Origin of the sequence: Paenibacillus sp. FSL E2-8871, assembly GCF_038000345.1 — a bacterium.
GTDB lineage: Bacteria > Bacillota > Bacilli > Paenibacillales > Paenibacillaceae > Paenibacillus_AQ.
This window is the reverse complement of record NZ_JBBOBV010000001.1, coordinates 3,085,368-3,102,108: the sequence shown is the minus strand read 5'-3', so window position 1 is coordinate 3,102,108 and position 16,741 is coordinate 3,085,368. Positions and strand designations below refer to the sequence as shown.

General features: G+C 44.1%; 15 protein-coding genes. 13 read left to right on the top strand and 2 right to left on the bottom strand.

Going from position 1 to position 16,741, the window contains the following annotated elements:
* Positions 1-29: 29 nt before the first annotated feature.
* The 4 genes from NYE25_RS14175 to NYE25_RS14160 all read left to right on the top strand — a co-directional run bounded on the left by NYE25_RS14175 (position 30) and on the right by NYE25_RS14160 (position 4,525).
* The gene (locus NYE25_RS14175) at positions 30-935 is read left to right on the top strand and encodes a GNAT family N-acetyltransferase (RefSeq protein ID WP_341146155.1); all 906 of its coding nucleotides are present in this window, start codon (positions 30-32) and stop codon (positions 933-935) included.
* 845 nt (positions 936-1,780) lie between these two features.
* Positions 1,781-2,320 carry an RNA polymerase sigma factor gene (locus NYE25_RS14170; RefSeq protein ID WP_341146154.1) on the top strand — a complete coding sequence of 180 codons (540 nt, stop codon included), beginning with the start codon at positions 1,781-1,783 and terminating at the stop codon, positions 2,318-2,320.
* Positions 2,317-3,435: a hypothetical protein gene (locus tag NYE25_RS14165; protein WP_341146153.1), complete on the top strand. Its 1,119-nt coding sequence runs from the start codon at positions 2,317-2,319 to the stop codon at positions 3,433-3,435. Before NYE25_RS14170 ends, NYE25_RS14165 begins: the two co-directional genes overlap by 4 nt.
* Positions 3,436-3,508: 73 nt before the next feature.
* Positions 3,509-4,525, top strand: coding sequence for a LacI family DNA-binding transcriptional regulator (locus tag NYE25_RS14160; RefSeq protein ID WP_341146152.1), 1,017 nt, complete (start codon positions 3,509-3,511; stop codon positions 4,523-4,525).
* Between the two features lie 401 nt (positions 4,526-4,926).
* Here the strand turns inward: NYE25_RS14160 and NYE25_RS14155 are convergent, their stop codons facing one another.
* Positions 4,927-5,877, bottom strand: a complete 951-nt coding sequence (locus NYE25_RS14155; RefSeq protein WP_341128950.1) for a sugar kinase — start codon at positions 5,875-5,877, stop codon at positions 4,927-4,929.
* A gap of 345 nt (positions 5,878-6,222) precedes the next feature.
* Here NYE25_RS14155 and NYE25_RS14150 point away from each other — a divergent pair, with 345 nt between their 5' ends.
* The 5 genes from NYE25_RS14150 to holA all read left to right on the top strand — a co-directional run bounded on the left by NYE25_RS14150 (position 6,223) and on the right by holA (position 10,815).
* Positions 6,223-6,864: a bifunctional 2-keto-4-hydroxyglutarate aldolase/2-keto-3-deoxy-6-phosphogluconate aldolase gene (locus NYE25_RS14150; RefSeq protein WP_042130419.1), complete on the top strand. Its 642-nt coding sequence runs from the start codon at positions 6,223-6,225 to the stop codon at positions 6,862-6,864.
* A 236-nt stretch (positions 6,865-7,100) separates the two neighbouring features.
* Positions 7,101-7,337 carry a hypothetical protein gene (locus NYE25_RS14145; RefSeq protein ID WP_042191032.1) on the top strand — a complete coding sequence of 79 codons (237 nt, stop codon included), beginning with the start codon at positions 7,101-7,103 and terminating at the stop codon, positions 7,335-7,337.
* 384 nt (positions 7,338-7,721) lie between these two features.
* Entirely contained in the window at positions 7,722-8,270 is a 549-nt protein-coding gene (locus tag NYE25_RS14140) for an RNA polymerase sigma factor (protein WP_036677530.1), read from the top strand.
* Positions 8,267-9,517, top strand: a complete 1,251-nt coding sequence (locus tag NYE25_RS14135; RefSeq protein ID WP_341146151.1) for an anti-sigma factor family protein — start codon at positions 8,267-8,269, stop codon at positions 9,515-9,517. Before NYE25_RS14140 ends, NYE25_RS14135 begins: the two co-directional genes overlap by 4 nt.
* Before the next feature lie 278 nt (positions 9,518-9,795).
* Complete coding sequence (holA, locus tag NYE25_RS14130) at positions 9,796-10,815, top strand: DNA polymerase III subunit delta (protein WP_042191027.1); 1,020 nt, start codon at positions 9,796-9,798, stop codon at positions 10,813-10,815.
* 248 nt (positions 10,816-11,063) lie between these two features.
* On the opposite strand, the gene rpsT is transcribed toward holA, so the two are convergent.
* A complete protein-coding gene (gene rpsT / locus NYE25_RS14125) occupies positions 11,064-11,336 on the bottom strand; it encodes a 30S ribosomal protein S20 (protein ID WP_042130412.1) in 273 nt (90 codons plus the stop codon).
* A gap of 310 nt (positions 11,337-11,646) precedes the next feature.
* Here rpsT and gpr point away from each other — a divergent pair, with 310 nt between their 5' ends.
* The 4 genes from gpr (at position 11,647) to lepA (ending at position 16,677) form a co-directional block, all read left to right on the top strand.
* Entirely contained in the window at positions 11,647-12,648 is a 1,002-nt protein-coding gene (gpr, locus tag NYE25_RS14120; RefSeq protein WP_283908689.1) for a GPR endopeptidase, read from the top strand.
* A gap of 156 nt (positions 12,649-12,804) precedes the next feature.
* Positions 12,805-14,178 carry a stage II sporulation protein P gene (locus tag NYE25_RS14115; protein WP_341146150.1) on the top strand — a complete coding sequence of 458 codons (1,374 nt, stop codon included), beginning with the start codon at positions 12,805-12,807 and terminating at the stop codon, positions 14,176-14,178.
* A 64-nt stretch (positions 14,179-14,242) separates the two neighbouring features.
* Complete coding sequence (locus tag NYE25_RS14110; RefSeq protein WP_149647636.1) at positions 14,243-14,728, top strand: hypothetical protein; 486 nt, start codon at positions 14,243-14,245, stop codon at positions 14,726-14,728.
* Positions 14,729-14,862: 134 nt separating this feature from the next.
* Complete coding sequence (gene lepA / locus NYE25_RS14105; protein WP_036677511.1) at positions 14,863-16,677, top strand: translation elongation factor 4; 1,815 nt, start codon at positions 14,863-14,865, stop codon at positions 16,675-16,677.
* Positions 16,678-16,741 lie beyond the last annotated feature (64 nt).

The following is a 16,741-nucleotide window of genomic DNA, read 5'->3' as shown; positions in this document are numbered from 1 at the left end:
ATATGAAATTAAAGAGAGGGGCGTGGAAAATGAACTTTAGTTTTAGAAGCTACCGTTCAGAAGATCTGTTAAAGGTACGTCATTTTCTTATTCAAAGTTATAGTAAGCTAAAGACTCCAAATACCTGGCTTATAGACCGCTGGGAATTCGTTATTTTTTTTCAGGAGACGAGAAGTGGAACGCTGGAGCAGTGGGAACAAAAAGTGGGTTTATGGGAGTATGACAATGGAGAGCTTGCTGCTGTAGTGTGCAGGGACGATGGGTTTTATTTTCAGTGTGACGAGATAAATCCTCCGGAAAAATTACTTGAAGAAATGTTCGCTTTTGCTGAACAAAAAGCTGAGGAAGAGAATGCTGGTTACGTAGAGCTGTATGTGCCAATACCGGAGAATATGACTTCTGCGGCGGAGGTTGCTCGTAAGAGGGGGTATCATCTAACGGGTGGTAAGGAAAGCGTAAACTCCTTGCGATTGGATAAGGAATTTCCTGTGGAGCTCCCCTCTGGATTCAGAATTTGCAGCGGAGATGAGATCGAAGCTACTTCAAAAGCGCTAGGACATGTTATGGCCTTCGACTATGCAGAAACGGCGGAGGCAGAGCTCACGCTGCTGCATTATGGGAATATGAGTAACGCTCCAAGCTATAATCCGCAGCTGGATCTTAGCGTTGTGAATGACGCGGGCGAAGTGGTTTCCTTTTGTAATATTTTTTGGGACAGCAGCAATAGAATTGGTGTTCTGGAGCCTGTAGGCACATCCGTTAATTATCGAAAGCTGGGACTGGGGCGGGCGGTCCTGCACGAAGGATTTAACCGTTTAAAACAACTTGGAGCTAGTAAAGTTTACGTAGGTTCGATGCAGCCTTTCTACGAGAAAGTGGGCTTTACTACAGAAGTTTGGTTGCAGGTGTGGGAATATTCAGGTCACACAGATTAAGTTGCTCCGGCTGCCCCCAACACTCGATCTGTCAGCAGTACCTAAACTGATAACGTACTATGGAAAATCCCCTTGATGGGTAAGTCATCAAGGGGATTTTTGGGTTTGAGCTCGGCAATCATATGCAGCACAGTAATCTCATACGTCGCACAGCAATCATACTGCCACAGCAATTATGCGCTGCAAACGGCCTCTGATTACACTTTGTGCACGTCTGTTGATTAGCTAAAAAAGCCTTCCATTCTAAAGGCAAAGTTTGCAGCGTAAATAAACGATCAAAATCGGCAAACGTTAACTTTATGCTCCAATGCACCACAGCATTTCCTTGGTCGAACAGGAACTTAAGTAACACCTAAACGAGTAAGGCAGTGTAGAGCTGAATTGCTTGAAAAGCTCAAAAGGAACATCTTTAGCTTATTTAGAGAGCGTGGAATGGTCCACCGTTCTGAGGCTACCCAAACCCATTCGCGCTTCACCATCTCGATATCCTTCCCACTGCTGGAACGAAGCTTCAGCCAAAAACAAAGAGGTCGTAGACAGTGAATTTCCGCGCCACATCAACATATTTAAGATCTTGAAGGAACGGAAGGATTTTCTCCTTGGGAATCACAGATTGCAGAATGTTCGAGATTGAAGTAGACGTTCTCATGAGGTCGCCTCGTTTCGGATCATCCCTATCATATATCCACACACCACCAATGAACGGTTTAAACGCTCATCGGTGGTGTTTTTTTATAGACAAACTTACTGATTGTACTGTTAAGTAAAGAACAACCTAATTATTTATTTTAAAGGGAACTTTTTCAAGTTTGGAAAGTCTTATTAGGCAAGGGGTGAGACGAAACATGCTAAGCGAAGATATGCCATATGCAGAAGCGTATGCGTCCGAAATGACCTTGCGGGAAATGATGGAGGAGTATGGCTCGGATGTGTGGAATTATGCTTTTTTCTTAACTAGAAGCCGTGAGCAAGCGAATGATATCAGCCAAGAAGTGTTCTTGAAGGCATATAAAAATGTGGGGAAGTACCGGGGACAATCGTCGATGAAGACTTGGCTACTTACGATTACTAGAAATACAGCCTTTAGTTGGAGTAAAAATAGCTTTTGGCGCAGATTCATACCATTTGGAGATCAACCTATCACTATAACTGCTCCGTCTGCAGAAAAAGAAGCGCTCGGCAAACAGTATGCGAACCGAATCTGGGGAATTATTATGACCCTACCAGATAAGAACAGAGAGGTGCTAGTACTGGATATTCAGCATGGGCTATCGATCAGCGAAATGTCCGATTTACTGAATGTACCACAAGGGACTGTGAAATCTCGGCTCGCGCGCGCGAGGGAGAAGGTTAAGCAAGCCATCCAGAAGGAGGAGAGAGAATGAAAGGCAAAGCTGATAATAGTAATCCAGTGATGATCGGACAGACTGATTGGTATGCACAAGCAGGCAAAAGGCCTTTTATTGAAGATGGCTTTACACCTGAGCTGATGATTCAGATCGAACAGGCTGCTACGCTTAAAAATAAAAATCACAGACGTTATCGAATAAACAAAAGTGTGCTACTGACCAGTGTGGCTATGATTTTGTTGATAGGTGCACTTAACCTGCCTATAGGCGCATGGAATAGTCATGGTCCAGTCGAATCTTCATCGGTGCAGTCACAAGCTGCAGGGATACTACCTTCTTCTACTCCTGCTACTAATGACAAAGCGTTAGAGCCCCCGACAAGTCCAGCAGAGTTTGAGATTAGCGGTAAGAAATATTATATGCCTTTGCCAATGAGCAGAGATAAGACTAAAGCATATGCCGTTGAGACAACAGCGGGAATCCTCTGGTCGCCGCCGCCCCCGATGGTTGACTACAAGAAGCCAAAGTACACACATCCTACAGAACCGTTCACCCTTTACCTGAGCTCGAAGGACCAGACGGAGCTATCGGCTTCTTCGGCTAATAGGATAAATACTTTTCCTCTTTATGCGGGAGGGGCAAGTACCTATCAATATTTGAGTGGGGTTTTTGGAGCAGGAGATTATGTCCTGTTAACTTCCTATAAAAAGACTCTTGGTGTAAGTATGTATGAGGATGGTAAGTTTTCGATACTTAATGTTAAAAAAGCAGCGGCAGGGGAAACTGTGGTACCGATCGCGCTTAAATCCTTTGATTATACACTATTAGATTACAAGTCAATCATTGCTGTTGATAAGGAGCATGAGCAACTCGTATTTAGTTACTTAGAAGATGCAGGGGATAAAAAGTACAAAGAGAAAACCGTACTTTATGATATGGAGACCATGAGCATTCCAACACCCGCTATAGCAATTAGGTTTAAAGAGATTACAGGGCAAGCATTAATCATGGATTATAAAGTGGACGGGGAACAACGTAAAGCGGATATTCTTCTGAAAAATGGATTGGGGTGGCTGGATGAGAATTGGGCTTTTTTATCGGAAGAGCAACAAAATAAGCTTTATATGGATTATTTGAATTCTACTCCTTAGTAGATAATTCACCCAATAAAAGCTATACTTTTTGATAAAGTAATTTTCTTTTGAGAAGAGTGGAGCCGAAGTGATGAAGAAGTTAACGATTGATGATGTGGCTCAAAAAGCGGGAGTGTCGAAGAGTACGGTCTCCCAATTTTTGAACAAACGTTTTAAATATATGAGTGAAACGACGAAGAATCGGATTGAGGCTGTGATTGAGGAGCTCAATTATCAACCGAATGGACTTGCGCGCAGTTTGAAACAGAATCGGACGCATATGGTCGGAATCATCGTTGCTAATATCGATTATTCGCTGTCTATTCAATGTATCCGGGCGATCGAGAACGAGCTGCAGCAACACGGAATCCAAGTAATCATATGCAATGCCGATGAGAATGCGGAAAAAGAAAGCAAGTACGTCGAAACCTTAGTTGCCCGCCAGGTGGACGGTTTGATTATTTTTCCGACGGGGAACAATCCATCTGCATACAGCCGACTAATAGAGGCGGATTTTCCGTTAGTGTTTATGGATCGTCTGGTAGATGGAATCACTACGCAGAGTTTGCTGCTCGACAATGAAATGGCGGCCAAGATAGGTGTGGGACAGCTTACACAGCAAGGCCATGAGCGAATTGCTCTGGTCACCCTGCCGCTAGGGGAGCATGCGATTACCCCTCGTAAAGAGCGGATCAGTGGTTATAAAAAAGCAATGGAAGAAGCGGACCTAACGCTGCGTGAGGAGTATATTTGTAGTGTGCCAAAAGAAGAATTAGCTGCAGGACTGAAGCGCCTTTTAGCGTTGCCGGAACCTCCGACAGCGCTATTGGCTACGAATGATATCACGCTAGCGGAGATTTTGAAATATGCGAATCGAAATGCCATCGCTATTCCGGAACAATTGTCTGTCATCGGTATAGATGATGCGGAGTTCGCGCAAATTTATAATCCGGTCATTACAACAATTCGTCAGCCTGCTTACGAAATGGGTATGCAAGCTGCTAAGATTATACTCTCTTGTATCGAGGATAAAGGTGCTTCTGTTCCTATCACTTATCGTTTTCCGCCGACCTTGCAACAAGGGCAGTCTGTGAAGTTATATAACTGACTACAAGCTATAGAAGCACAAAAAAATGCCGTTCCACAGATCAACTGTGAGACGGCATTTTTTAATAATAAAACTCCCGAGCTGCTAGACTATAAGGCTGTAACGTTGTTGTTTCTTCTTGTGGTTAATTGTACTTTCTGCAACTATTTTAGTTTGTGCTTCCTGGATTGAGAGTTTAATTGTATTTTGTGCAGTTATTTCTGCGGGAAATTGCTGACAGCGATGTTCACCTGGTTTTTAAATGTATAAAGTGCAATTAAAGCCGAGAAGAAACGATTTTGACTCGATATAGTTGTATAGAGTGCAGCTATGTTGTGTAGATTTGGTTGCATTCAGCTATTTATGAGAATTACAGAAGTTTACTGAGATTATGTTGCGAAAGCTGACTCAAATCTATGTGCTTAAACCTCCTGCTGCATAAACTTTGCAAGCTCCTCACGGGTCGGAAGTCCATCCATATCGCCAGGCGACATGACGGCTAACGCACCGATCGCATTGCCACGTTTGACGGCCTCAGCAATCGGAAGCTTTTCCAGCATCGCACTGATTACACCAACGGCAAACCCATCACCTGCACCTACGGTATCAACGACCTGCTCTACCTTAAACCCGTCTACATAACCTTCTCCTTCAGCGGATTTATAGTAAGCGCCTTCAGGTCCGAGCTTGATGACGACTAAGCTGATGCCACGCGCCAGATAATAGTCCGCAATCTCTTCTGGCGTACTTAGACCTGTAAGAATCTTGCCTTCACCGAGTCCTGGAAGGAACCAATCACAGCGTGTAGCCAGATCATTGATCGTCTTCACCATTGTTTCTGTATCCGGCCATAAGCTAGGGCGCAGATTTGGATCGAGAGAGACCGTCTTTCCTTGTCGCTTCATAAACTCCATGGCATGAACAGAGAATTCATGACAGCTCTTGGATAAGGCGGCGGAGATACTTGTTACGTGTAAATGTCCTGCAGCATTAAAGTATGCCTCGTCAAAATCAACCAGACTAAGCTTGGAGGCTGCGGAATTTTTGCGGAAGTATTCGACTTTAGGATCGCCTGTAACAACCTTTGATTTGATTAACATACCCGTTGAATTTTCTTTAGTAAAAGTAATGTTTGTGGTATCAATGTTCTCTTTCTTCATTGCTTGAGCAATGAAATGACCAAAGTTATCTTCGCCAAGCTTCGTAACATAACCTGTAGGATGATTTAAGCGCGATAAGCCTGTAGCAACATTGCTCTCGGCACCTGCCAACGCTTTGGAGAACGAAAATACTTCATGCAGGGGACCCGTTTCATTCGCATAAAACATCGCCATCGGCTCCCCGAAAGTGACGGCATCCAACTGTTTACTCATTTGAGTTCCTCCTAGGGTAATGAATTTATCCCAGTATAATGATGTATAATTTGAAATTATCACATAAATCGGTTTTGTACAATAAAAGAATGATTTTTAATCCAAAAGGTGTTTTGGGTAAAAGAAAACAAATGACTAATAATTCCTTATAAAACAAGGGTTTGTTGGTCATTTTTATAAATTAATATCTCTATAAACATAAAAAAGTATTGACTGTTAACTGTATTGTTATTACTATCTGATTATAGATTATATCGTTTTGATTAGTAAATTTAATAAAAAAGTTTATCTAAATTAGTATTTCATATTCATCTATGATCGTACCAAGAGAAAGGGAGTCTACTGATGAAGAAAATGAAAGTATTGCAGAATGTGGCGTCGGTTGGAGTTGTAGCCGTTATTCGTGCTGATAGTGCTGAGGAAGCTTTTAAAATGTCCGTTGCTTGTATCGAAGGCGGTTTGAATAATATTGAGGTAACTTTTACTACTCCAGATGCGGATGTGGCGATTAAACGATTGGTAGCGGAGTACGGAGATCGCGCAGTGATTGGAGCGGGAACTGTACTTGATCCATTAACGGCGAGAATAGCCATTCTTGCAGGCTCGGAATTTGTGGTCAGTCCCTCTTTTGAAGCAGAGACAGCTAAAATGTGTAATCTTTATGGTATTCCGTACATGCCTGGCTGCATGACATTAAATGAAATGAAGGAAGCATTGAAGTTTGGTGTGGATGTGCTTAAGTTGTTCCCTGGCAGTGCGTTTGGTCCGGATTATGTGAAAGCGGTTAAAGGCCCTATGCCGCATGTGAACATTATGCCAACAGGTGGCGTGGATCTGAATAATATGGAAAAATGGATTGCCAACGGCTGTATAGCAGTAGGTATCGGGGGTAATTTGACTGCACCTGCGAAGGATGGTCGATACGATCAGATTACCGATCTTGCAGCTCAGTATGTGGCGAAATTTAAAGAGGTAAAAGGTATTTAATTCTATTTTTTCTTAATTCGAATAGATAGATTTATTGAAGGTTGTATAGCTGACGCATGTCAGCCGTACAACCTTTTTTATATACATATTTTCCGGCATTCAGATTTTCTTACATTATATGTTTTCATAAAGTATAGAATGAGGACAAAGGCAATAAACTATAAAGTAGAAGAGTTATGATGTTTGACTGACGTCTACGAATTGGAATGGTTTATTATCGGACCGGGAGTGAGTATATGCCTGCTTATCATGATAAAAAGCTGTATCTTGCAGCTGATGAAGAGGATGCGGAATACGTAGAAATTGCGTCGGCATTCCATGGTTGTAAGGTGACGGAAGGCCAGATCTATAGATTAGAGAGGAATTACAATAACCCTCATATTTTTGAGAATGGAGAGGCGTATGTTGTGGATGATGAAACTAGGGACAACTACGCAGTGTTCATGCTCTGCAAGATTGTGTTATATAAATAGAGTTATATGCTCGATTCTAAGGTTATTTCTTGTTTACTGACGGCTTCTTTTCCGACAGGAGGATAAGCCGTTTCTTTTGGAAATGGGAGATATTTCTTACCTAAACGCTTGCCGGCTTTATTGAGATGCCGAAGGCGTTTATACTTGTGTCATTTTTGTTATAAAGTTATTCAAAAGAGTATTTGAATGATTGAAGTTTCCCCTGTATGCTTAGTAGGAATTATTGGTTGTGAAATGCTATGAAATGTGCGATAGCGCTTTATAAAAGATGGCTTAACATGACGTTCTAAGAAAAGTTTGGTATTCTAAAAATATTAATTACAGGGTTGCAACAAATTCGCAGTCTTGCGCGTCAGTAAGATTGCATAGAGAGGGGGAACCTTCGTGGTGGAGCAGGGACTCATCAGAGCCGCTCAAGCGGGCGATCGCGACGCTCTAATCACCCTATTGCGAGAAATTGAAGGGCATGTATATAAAACCGCCTTCTACATTTTGCATAATGAACAAGATGCGCTGGATGCATCTCAGGAGGCCTTGATCCGGGTTTATACCAAAATCGGTTCATATGAGGAAAAGGCCCAGTTCAAAACGTGGGTTCAGCGAATCGTTACCAATATTTGCATTGATAAATTCAGAAGAACTAAACCTACAGTTTCTATTGATGAGCATGAAATGGTGTTTCAGGATAAACACAATGTGGAACGTGAGGTTCTATCCTCTTATTTAGCTGAGGATATACGTGAAGCGATTGATCAATTGCCCGAGCATCATCGGACAGTCATCGTCCTGCGCTATTTACAAGATTTTTCTTACAACGAGATTGCAGACTGCCTGGATTTGCCTTTGAATACAGTGAAATCATATCTGTTTAGGGCCAGACAGCAGCTGCAGAATAGACTTCAGGAGTACCAGAAAGGTGGTGTATCGGGATGAAATGCGCGGAGGTGATGGAATGGATGCACCGCTATATAGACCAAGACTTGAGCCAAGATGAGATTGTTGAGATGTTCCGTCATATCGATAATTGTCCTTCCTGCGCGGAAGTCTTTGAGCGGCTGACGCTTCTCTCCAAAGAATTGGAGCAGTTGCCAGACGTGAAACCCCCGTTTAGTCTGGTTGACTCTATTTTACCTCAGCTTGCAGAATTGGATCGAAGCAGTCGTGAACAAAGCGCTGTGAGAACCGAGGAACCAGTTGTAGTTCCATTTTCACGTGAAAGCTCCCGCGGTAAACCTTCCAAGGGAACCTCTATAGCAGCACGGACAGGCATTGGAGCTATCGCAGCTGCCGTAATATTAGGGATCGCTATTTTTAATATGCCGGATAAAATGCCTGGGGCAGAGGTAGAACAAATGATGCAGGATAGTAGTAAAGCGACCAGCGATAGTGCTAATAATATGGCTATTGGATCGCAAGCCTCTACTTCTGCTGAATCATATGAGGCTGCGCCTGCTAATAGTGGAACGGATTCGGGGGCTCTACCAGCTGCTCCTGATGTGAATGAAGATAACGCTGCATTAGATAGAGCGATGGGGCCGGTAGACCCTGCGTCGATGCCGACTTCTCCAACAGAAACTAATGCTGGATCTGGAGGACGGTCGATACCAGAACCAACAAATAATGTGAAGCCCAATCCTACGGAGAAGATTATGACGCCGAAGCCGGATACTGTAACGAAAGTTCAAACTCCGGATACTAGTGCTGGCGGTAATAATCAGTCCAAAGCTGATAAGAAGGATCAACCTGCTTCTATGGATAAAGGGATCGCAGCTGATTCAGCGCCACCTACGGAGGAATCATTAAAGACTTCTGATGAATTCGGAATGGGCGTTATGGGTTTTAACATTTCTAATGATTCTAATGATTCTAATGTACAGACTTGGACTTCCCCTGATGGGCATTATGCCGTTGAGTTTGCTGGATTACAGCTTGTTATTTATAAGAATTCACCCGAAGGTTCAGTGGAAGATAGGATAGCAGTGACTTCTTATCCATTAGAAGGAAATTGGATTTCTGGAGAATGGTCGGCGGATAGCTCGCAGTTTACGTATGTGACGGAGAAGGATGGTGTGAATACCACTAAGGTGTACACTGTACAGGAAGCAGCAGCTTCTTCAACGCCGATTACATCACCTGGGGCGACACCATCGAAGACTCCATCTTCAACGTCAACAAATTAAATTGAGGCTGGAACATTTTTCGAAGTTTCAGAATATACTATAGCAACCGGACAGGAACTAGAAAGTATAGGATTTGAAGAACATCGGTATGACCGTCGGATGGGAAGTTTCTAGGGCTTCTCACTCCGGCGTTTATATAGATGCGCCGCTTAAACGGAGGGGCTTTGGCCATGGCTGCCAGAGTTTCTCCGTTTTTGCATGTGCATTTATGTCGTTTTTTTTGCTACAATAGGAATCTGGGCAAATTGGGCTAGATGAATGGAAAAGGAAGTGGCGGAATGGATGCCAAAACGGCGATAAAAGAAATCAAACAAGGGAAAATCTCACCGCTGTACCTTTTGTACGGCAGTGAAAAATTTCGAATGAATGAATTCGCGGCATTGCTGGAAGACCAGCTGATTGCCAAAGAGGATCGCGATTTTGCGGTTATTCCCTTTGATCTCTCTGAGACGCCGGTGCAGGCTGTGGTAGAAGAAGCTGAGACTGTACCTTTTATGGTAGAACGTAAATTATTGCTGGTGCGGGACGCATCGTTATTTACAGCGGGAAAAGAAAATGCCAAACTTGAGCATCGTATAGATATTTTAAGTGATTATTTGCAGCATCCTGTAGATTTCAGTGTGATCGTCTTTATGGTGAATAGTGACAAGCTGGACGAGCGTAAGAAAATTGTGAAGACTGTTAAAACGGCGGGTACGGTATTAGCTTTCAACCCGCTAGGGGCAGAAGAGCTGCTACGCTGGGTAGAGAAAGGGATTCGTGAGCGGGGTTGTACGATGGCACCTGGCACCGCAGAGATTCTTATCACTAATGCCGGGACAGGTTTGCAGGGCTTATCCGCGGAAATGGACAAGCTATGTTTGTTCGCTGGTAAGGGCGGAACCGTAGACGCAGAAGCAGTAGAGAGTCTGGTGCATCGCGGAACGGAACAAAATGTGTTTACGCTTGTAGAGGATATCGCTAATCTGCGTCTAGATAAGGCGCTTGATACGCTGTATGAGCTGTTGAAGCAGCGGGAAGAACCCATTAAGATTGCTGCGCTGGTTGCGCGGCAGTTCCGAATTATTTTACAGGTGAAGGATTTATCAGCACATAGTTATTCGCAAGGTCAGATTGCCTCTCAAATTGGACTTCATCCTTATGCAGTAAAGCTTGCAGGGGAGCAGGCCCACAAGTTCTCAAGTGAACGTCTGCGGCAAATTTTAAGTGCACTAGCTGATCTGGATTATAAGATGAAGACAGGAGCTATAGATAAAGTGCTTGGTCTGGAATTGTTTATGTTGCGGCTAGGTACTTGAACTAAGCAGTGGAAAAAGTATATGGAGATGATCCATCTATGAAAAATGCCTAATCGGAATAAAAGTAACTTATTCAAAAGAGAAAAGTTGATCATTTAAGAAAACTACCTTCTTAAGGTGGTTTTTTTTCATTCAACTAACGTCTAAAGGAAACTATTACTTATATTTATAGAATAGTAGGCACAAAAAAACCCAACCGTATGAAACATAGCGGTCAGGTTCTTCAATTGCTCATTATGAATGTCGTCCTAGGCTTGAGCCTTAAGAGCGTTCAATTTCTTCGCCAAGCGGGATTTTTTGCGGGCAGCCGCATTTTTATGAACCAGACCTTTAGTTACGGCCTTGTCCAGCTTTTTGGAAGCAGCTTGGAAAGCAGCTTGAGCAGTTTCAACTTCCGTACCTGTCAGTGCTACATCAGCAGTTTTCACAGCTGTACGAAGCGCGGATTTTTGGGAAGCGTTCAGTGCACGGCGTTTTTCGTTCGTGTTTACGCGTTTAACCGCGGATTTAATATTTGGCATTGCATTCACCTCCTGTAAGACATTCGAAATCATTATCAAATGATTCACAACTTAAAATAGTTTAGCATGACCGGTAGTAAAAAGCAATACTTAAAGCTTTCAAATTAAACCATTTTAACCTGCATAAACAAGGGCTTTCTCTCGCACACTATCGACAAAAGAGCATAGGCAGAAGCTTGCAATTTGAGTTTTTGTCCGAAGTAACTCAAAGAAGTGTCTACTCACAAAACTAAGTATCGCTTCCGATGTGAGTTTTGTCCGAAGTAATTCAATGGAGCGATACTAACAAAACTTTTAGGAGGCTGGAACAATGGAACCGGATCTGCAGCTATATTCGGTACGCACGGACTTGGCGTTAGAGGCAAAGGAAATGGCTCAAGGGCCACAAAAGACTCCAATCCCTGGTGTAAACGAAGAAGTGGAAGAGTCTGATGGGATAAAAGTTACCCGGCTTGGTGTGGCTAACGCTGCCGGATCACAGGCGATAGGTCGCGCGATTGGGAATTATGTCACGCTTGAGGTACCAGCATTGCGCAATGGAGATACTGGCTTGCAGCAAAAAGTAGCTGAAGTCTTTGCTCGCGAATTCGAGGACTTCCTGACTAGGATTGGGATTGGTAAGGATGCATCTGTACTGATCGTTGGACTCGGTAACTGGAATGTGACTCCAGATTCATTGGGGCCGCTGGTGGTGGAGAATGCGCTCATTACTCGGCAATTTTATGAGCTCGTGCCGGATCAGGTCTCTCCAGGCTACCGTAAGGTAAGTGCTATTGCTCCCGGGGTGTTAGGGTTGACGGGTATCGAGTCGAGTGAGGTTGTACAGGGGATCGTGGATCGTACAAAGCCAGATCTTATTATTGCTATTGATGCGCTGGCATCCCGTTCGCTTGAACGGATCAATACGACGATTCAAATTGCCGACATCGGTATCCACCCCGGTTCGGGGATTGGTAATAAACGACGTGGATTGACGCAGGAAATTCTGGGTGTTCCTTGTATTGCTATCGGTGTTCCTACAGTTTGCTATGCTTCGACCATTGTAAATAATGTACTGGAGATGATGAAGAATCATTTCGGACAAGGAGCTGGTCACACTAAGGAAATTATGGGGATGCTAGACGATATTTCTGAGCAGGAACGATTGTCACTAGTGAAGGAAGTACTTGAGCCACTAGGACATGATTTGATCGTTACACCGAAGGAAATCGATGAATTTATTGAAGGCATCGCCAATATTGTAGCCAGTGGTCTGAACGCGGCCCTGCATGATGCGGTCGATCCTGAGAATGTCGGCGCTTATACCCACTAATTGAATTATAGCTAGCACAAGTCCGGCGGGATGCTGATGTACAGTATCTCGCCGGACTCTATGTCTATTCTCTCATTTACGGTTCTACTATTTCTCTTTCGCTCATAGATTTGGAGTATAAGAGATTACAGAGGGCTGGAGGAGGACATAAATATAATGAATAAAAAATGGTTTCAGCTTTGGAACATCGGCCGTTTACGTGGAAGAGTGCTGGATGCTTTATCGCTGGGAAGAACGATGCTGCTGTTGGCCGGAGGTTCGCTAGTATTTTTTATGCTGCTTGGCGCTGGTGGATTGGCCGGACAGAAGTTGAACTCTTCACCCATTCCATCTATGAAGGGGCTTGCGGCCTCCCTATCGAGTGGATTTTTCATGGAGCTGTTGGGGATGGAGGTCCCCCATTTACCGCAAGGGAAAGAGCCTTCCGCTTTTTCAGGTGAAAAAGTAACTTCCTTTGTATTTCAATTGCTGACCAGTGTGAATCCAAGTGATCCGAAGAGTCTAGTTTCTCGTGAAGTGCCAGGCTTGGCAGCGGATGATCCATTTCTTTTACGAAAAGGCTCGGGTGGCTCTACAGGAGCTCCTGTTGATTATCATCCGGGAACGGATGAACTGGCTGAGGGTGGAGGGGAAGAGGTTGATCCATCGGTTCCAAACGAAGTGGACAAGCCCGAAGATACTCCAGCACAGCAGCCTGAAGCGACAATAGCTCCGTCTCCTGAGCCATCAGGAGCTGCGGGAGGTACGGATAAGAGTGATCCGCAAAGCGAGACAGATAATCCCAAGGACACCTCAGTTAAACGGATCCTTATCTATCATTCACATCCTCGGGAGGCCTATAACCCTCTACTAGGAGTAGCGAACGAAAATCCAAGCTCTGCGGTTTCTTCTAAAAATGTAATGCTGGTAGGAACATATATTACGAAAAGATTGGAACAACGCGGGATTGGTACAGTTCATGCCAAAGAAGATTTTCTAACAAAAATTGCCGACTATAACTGGAATTTTTCCTACAAATACTCTCGAATGCTGGTTAAATCTGCGATGAGCTCAAATCAAGAAATGAGTGAACTTATCGACATTCACCGCGACTCGCAGCGTCATGGCAAAACAACTGCAGTGATTGATGGGAAAAGTTACGCTCAGGTGTATTTTATTATTGGACATGCGAATAAAGATTGGAAGAAGAACGAAGAGTTTGCGAACAAGATTCATCAAACGATTGAAAAGAGTTACCCAGGAATATCTCGCGGAATATGGGGAAAAGCTGCGGGTAAAGGAAACAACGGGGAGTACAACCAAACCCTCTCACCTAACAGTGTCTTGATTGAAGTGGGCGGTATTGATAATACAGCAGAGGAATTAAAGCGTACGGCTGATATTTTGGCAGACGCTATTGCGGATGTGTACTGGAGCAGTCATGACTCGGAGAAGGTAAACGCTGCTGGCAAGGCGACGAATCCCACAACCCAAGAGAGCAAGGGACAAACCAATGCTACAGCACCTCAAAAGTCGAACGGAGCTTCTTAAGCTACAGACATTTAATTTAGAATAAACAGCTTTATTACCAAGTATTTAAAAAGGAGTGGCTTACATGTCTCGTTTCGGTAAAAAACTGGTTATGGTCGGTATTTGGGCAGGGGTCGGCATACTGTTAGGTATGCAGTTCAGCGGCAGCGGAGGGGCGACCGTCTCTAAGCTGTTGCCAGGCTGGACCGACCTATCGACTACGCCAACCAGTCAAGTGACGGGCATGCAATCACAGCCGATTAAGAATGGGGTTACACAAGGTGGGCAGACTTATGTGTATGTTCCGATGGTGATCGACCCTCTCACAGGTGCATATACGCCTGTTTCTCCATTGCCTCAGAATAGCAATCCTGCGCCAACTACAGATCTTCCTCAGAAGGTGGTAGATGGGTATAATACGAAAACTCCAGAGCAGATTCTGATTCCTGAGGAACAAAAGCCGACAGTCGATGTGATAGCGGATAAAACGGCAGGCCTTCTGCAGCAAGCTTCTCAGAAGGGCATACGCTGGGTAGTCTCATTGTTCGATTCGGCGGAAGAATCACAATGATTTCAGGAGAAACAGTTATTTCACGGGTACGTGAATAGCTGTTTCTTCTGTTTTACGTAAGGGCGGGATTGATGGAGTAAGCTTGTACTGTTATAATAAGTGGATTAATATCAGGCTGTCTGTGGGGGTAAGGAATGACTGACGTTCAGAAAAGACAACAACAAATTCGCAATTTCTCGATTATTGCACATATAGACCATGGTAAATCGACACTAGCTGACCGCATTTTGGAATACACGGGGGCACTAACCACGCGTGAAATGCAGGAACAGGTACTCGATCAGATGGATCTGGAGCGCGAACGTGGTATCACAATAAAGCTGCAAGCCGTGCGTTTAACCTATCGTGCAGACGATGGTGTAGAGTATTATCTCAATTTGATTGATACACCGGGACACGTCGATTTCACCTATGAAGTTTCCCGCAGTCTTGCAGCATGTGAAGGCGCACTGCTGGTTGTGGATGCGGCTCAAGGAATTGAAGCGCAGACACTGGCCAATGTGTATTTAGCACTGGATAATAACCTTGAAATCCTACCTGTGCTTAACAAAATTGATTTGCCAAACGCTGACCCTGACCGGGTAAAGCAGGAGATTGAGGATGTTATCGGGCTGGATACCAGTGAAGCGGTTATGGCATCTGCCAAAGCCGGTATCGGGATCAAGGAAATTCTGGAGCAGGTGGTGAAGCAGGTTCCTGCGCCATCCGGTAATTCAGAAGAGCCGCTTAAAGCGTTGATTTTTGACTCTCATTACGATCCTTACAAAGGCGTTATCGTCTATGTGCGCGTAATGGACGGTAAAATCCGTGCGGGATCGAAGATTAAGATGATGGCAACTGAGAAGACTTTCGAGGTCATTGAAGTTGGCGCATTTATGCCGCGTATGACCATTGTCGATGAATTGAACATCGGGGATGTTGGATTTATCGTAGCTGGGATCAAGCATGTTGGAGATACCCGTGTCGGTGATACTGTCACTGACGCAAAGAATCCTACTGCTGAGCCGCTTCCAGGTTACCGTAAGATCAACCCGATGGTATATTGCGGGTTGTATCCGATTGAAACCTCAGATTATAACGATCTTCGTGAGGCATTGGAGAAGCTCCAGCTTAATGATGCTTCGCTAAGCTTTGAGCCGGAAAGCTCGAGCGCGCTTGGATTTGGTTTCCGTTGCGGATTCCTTGGACTCTTGCATATGGAGATCATTCAAGAGCGGATTGAGCGCGAGTTCAATTTGCCGCTAATTACAACAGCACCGAGTGTTATTTATCGAATTATGCTGACCAATGGCGAAATGATTCAAATCGACAACCCGTCACATTATCCGGAAATCGGAACGATTGACTACATTGAAGAGCCATATGTTAAAGCAGCAATCATCGTGCCTAACGACTTTGTAGGTACCGTAATGGAGCTGTGCCAGAACAAACGTGGCGAGTTCGTAAATATGGAGTATCTTGATACTAATCGTGTAACGATTACTTACGAGATTCCACTTTCTGAAATCGTTTATGATTTCTTTGATCAGTTGAAATCAGGTACAAAAGGTTACGCATCCTACGACTATGAAATTTGCGGGTACCGTCGTTCGAATCTGGTCAAGATGGATATCTTGCTTAACAATGAGCAGGTTGATGCTTTGTCCTTTATCGTTCACCGTGACCGTGCATACAACCGCGGACGTATCATTTGTGAGAAACTACGTGGGATTATCCCTCGTCAAATGTTCGAAGTGCCGATTCAAGCCTCTGTGGGTACGAAGGTGGTTGCGCGTGAAACCGTTAAGGCGATGCGCAAAAACGTACTTGCTAAATGTTACGGCGGCGATATTTCCCGTAAACGGAAGCTGCTGGAGAAGCAAAAAGAAGGTAAGAAACGCATGAAGCAAGTGGGTAGTGTAGAAGTACCACAAGAAGCGTTTATGGCAGTACTGAAGATTGATGAGTAGAAAATAGGTAGAGCCGGGAGAATATCCCGGCTCTATTTTTTTAAGCAGGAGCAGATTACAATAG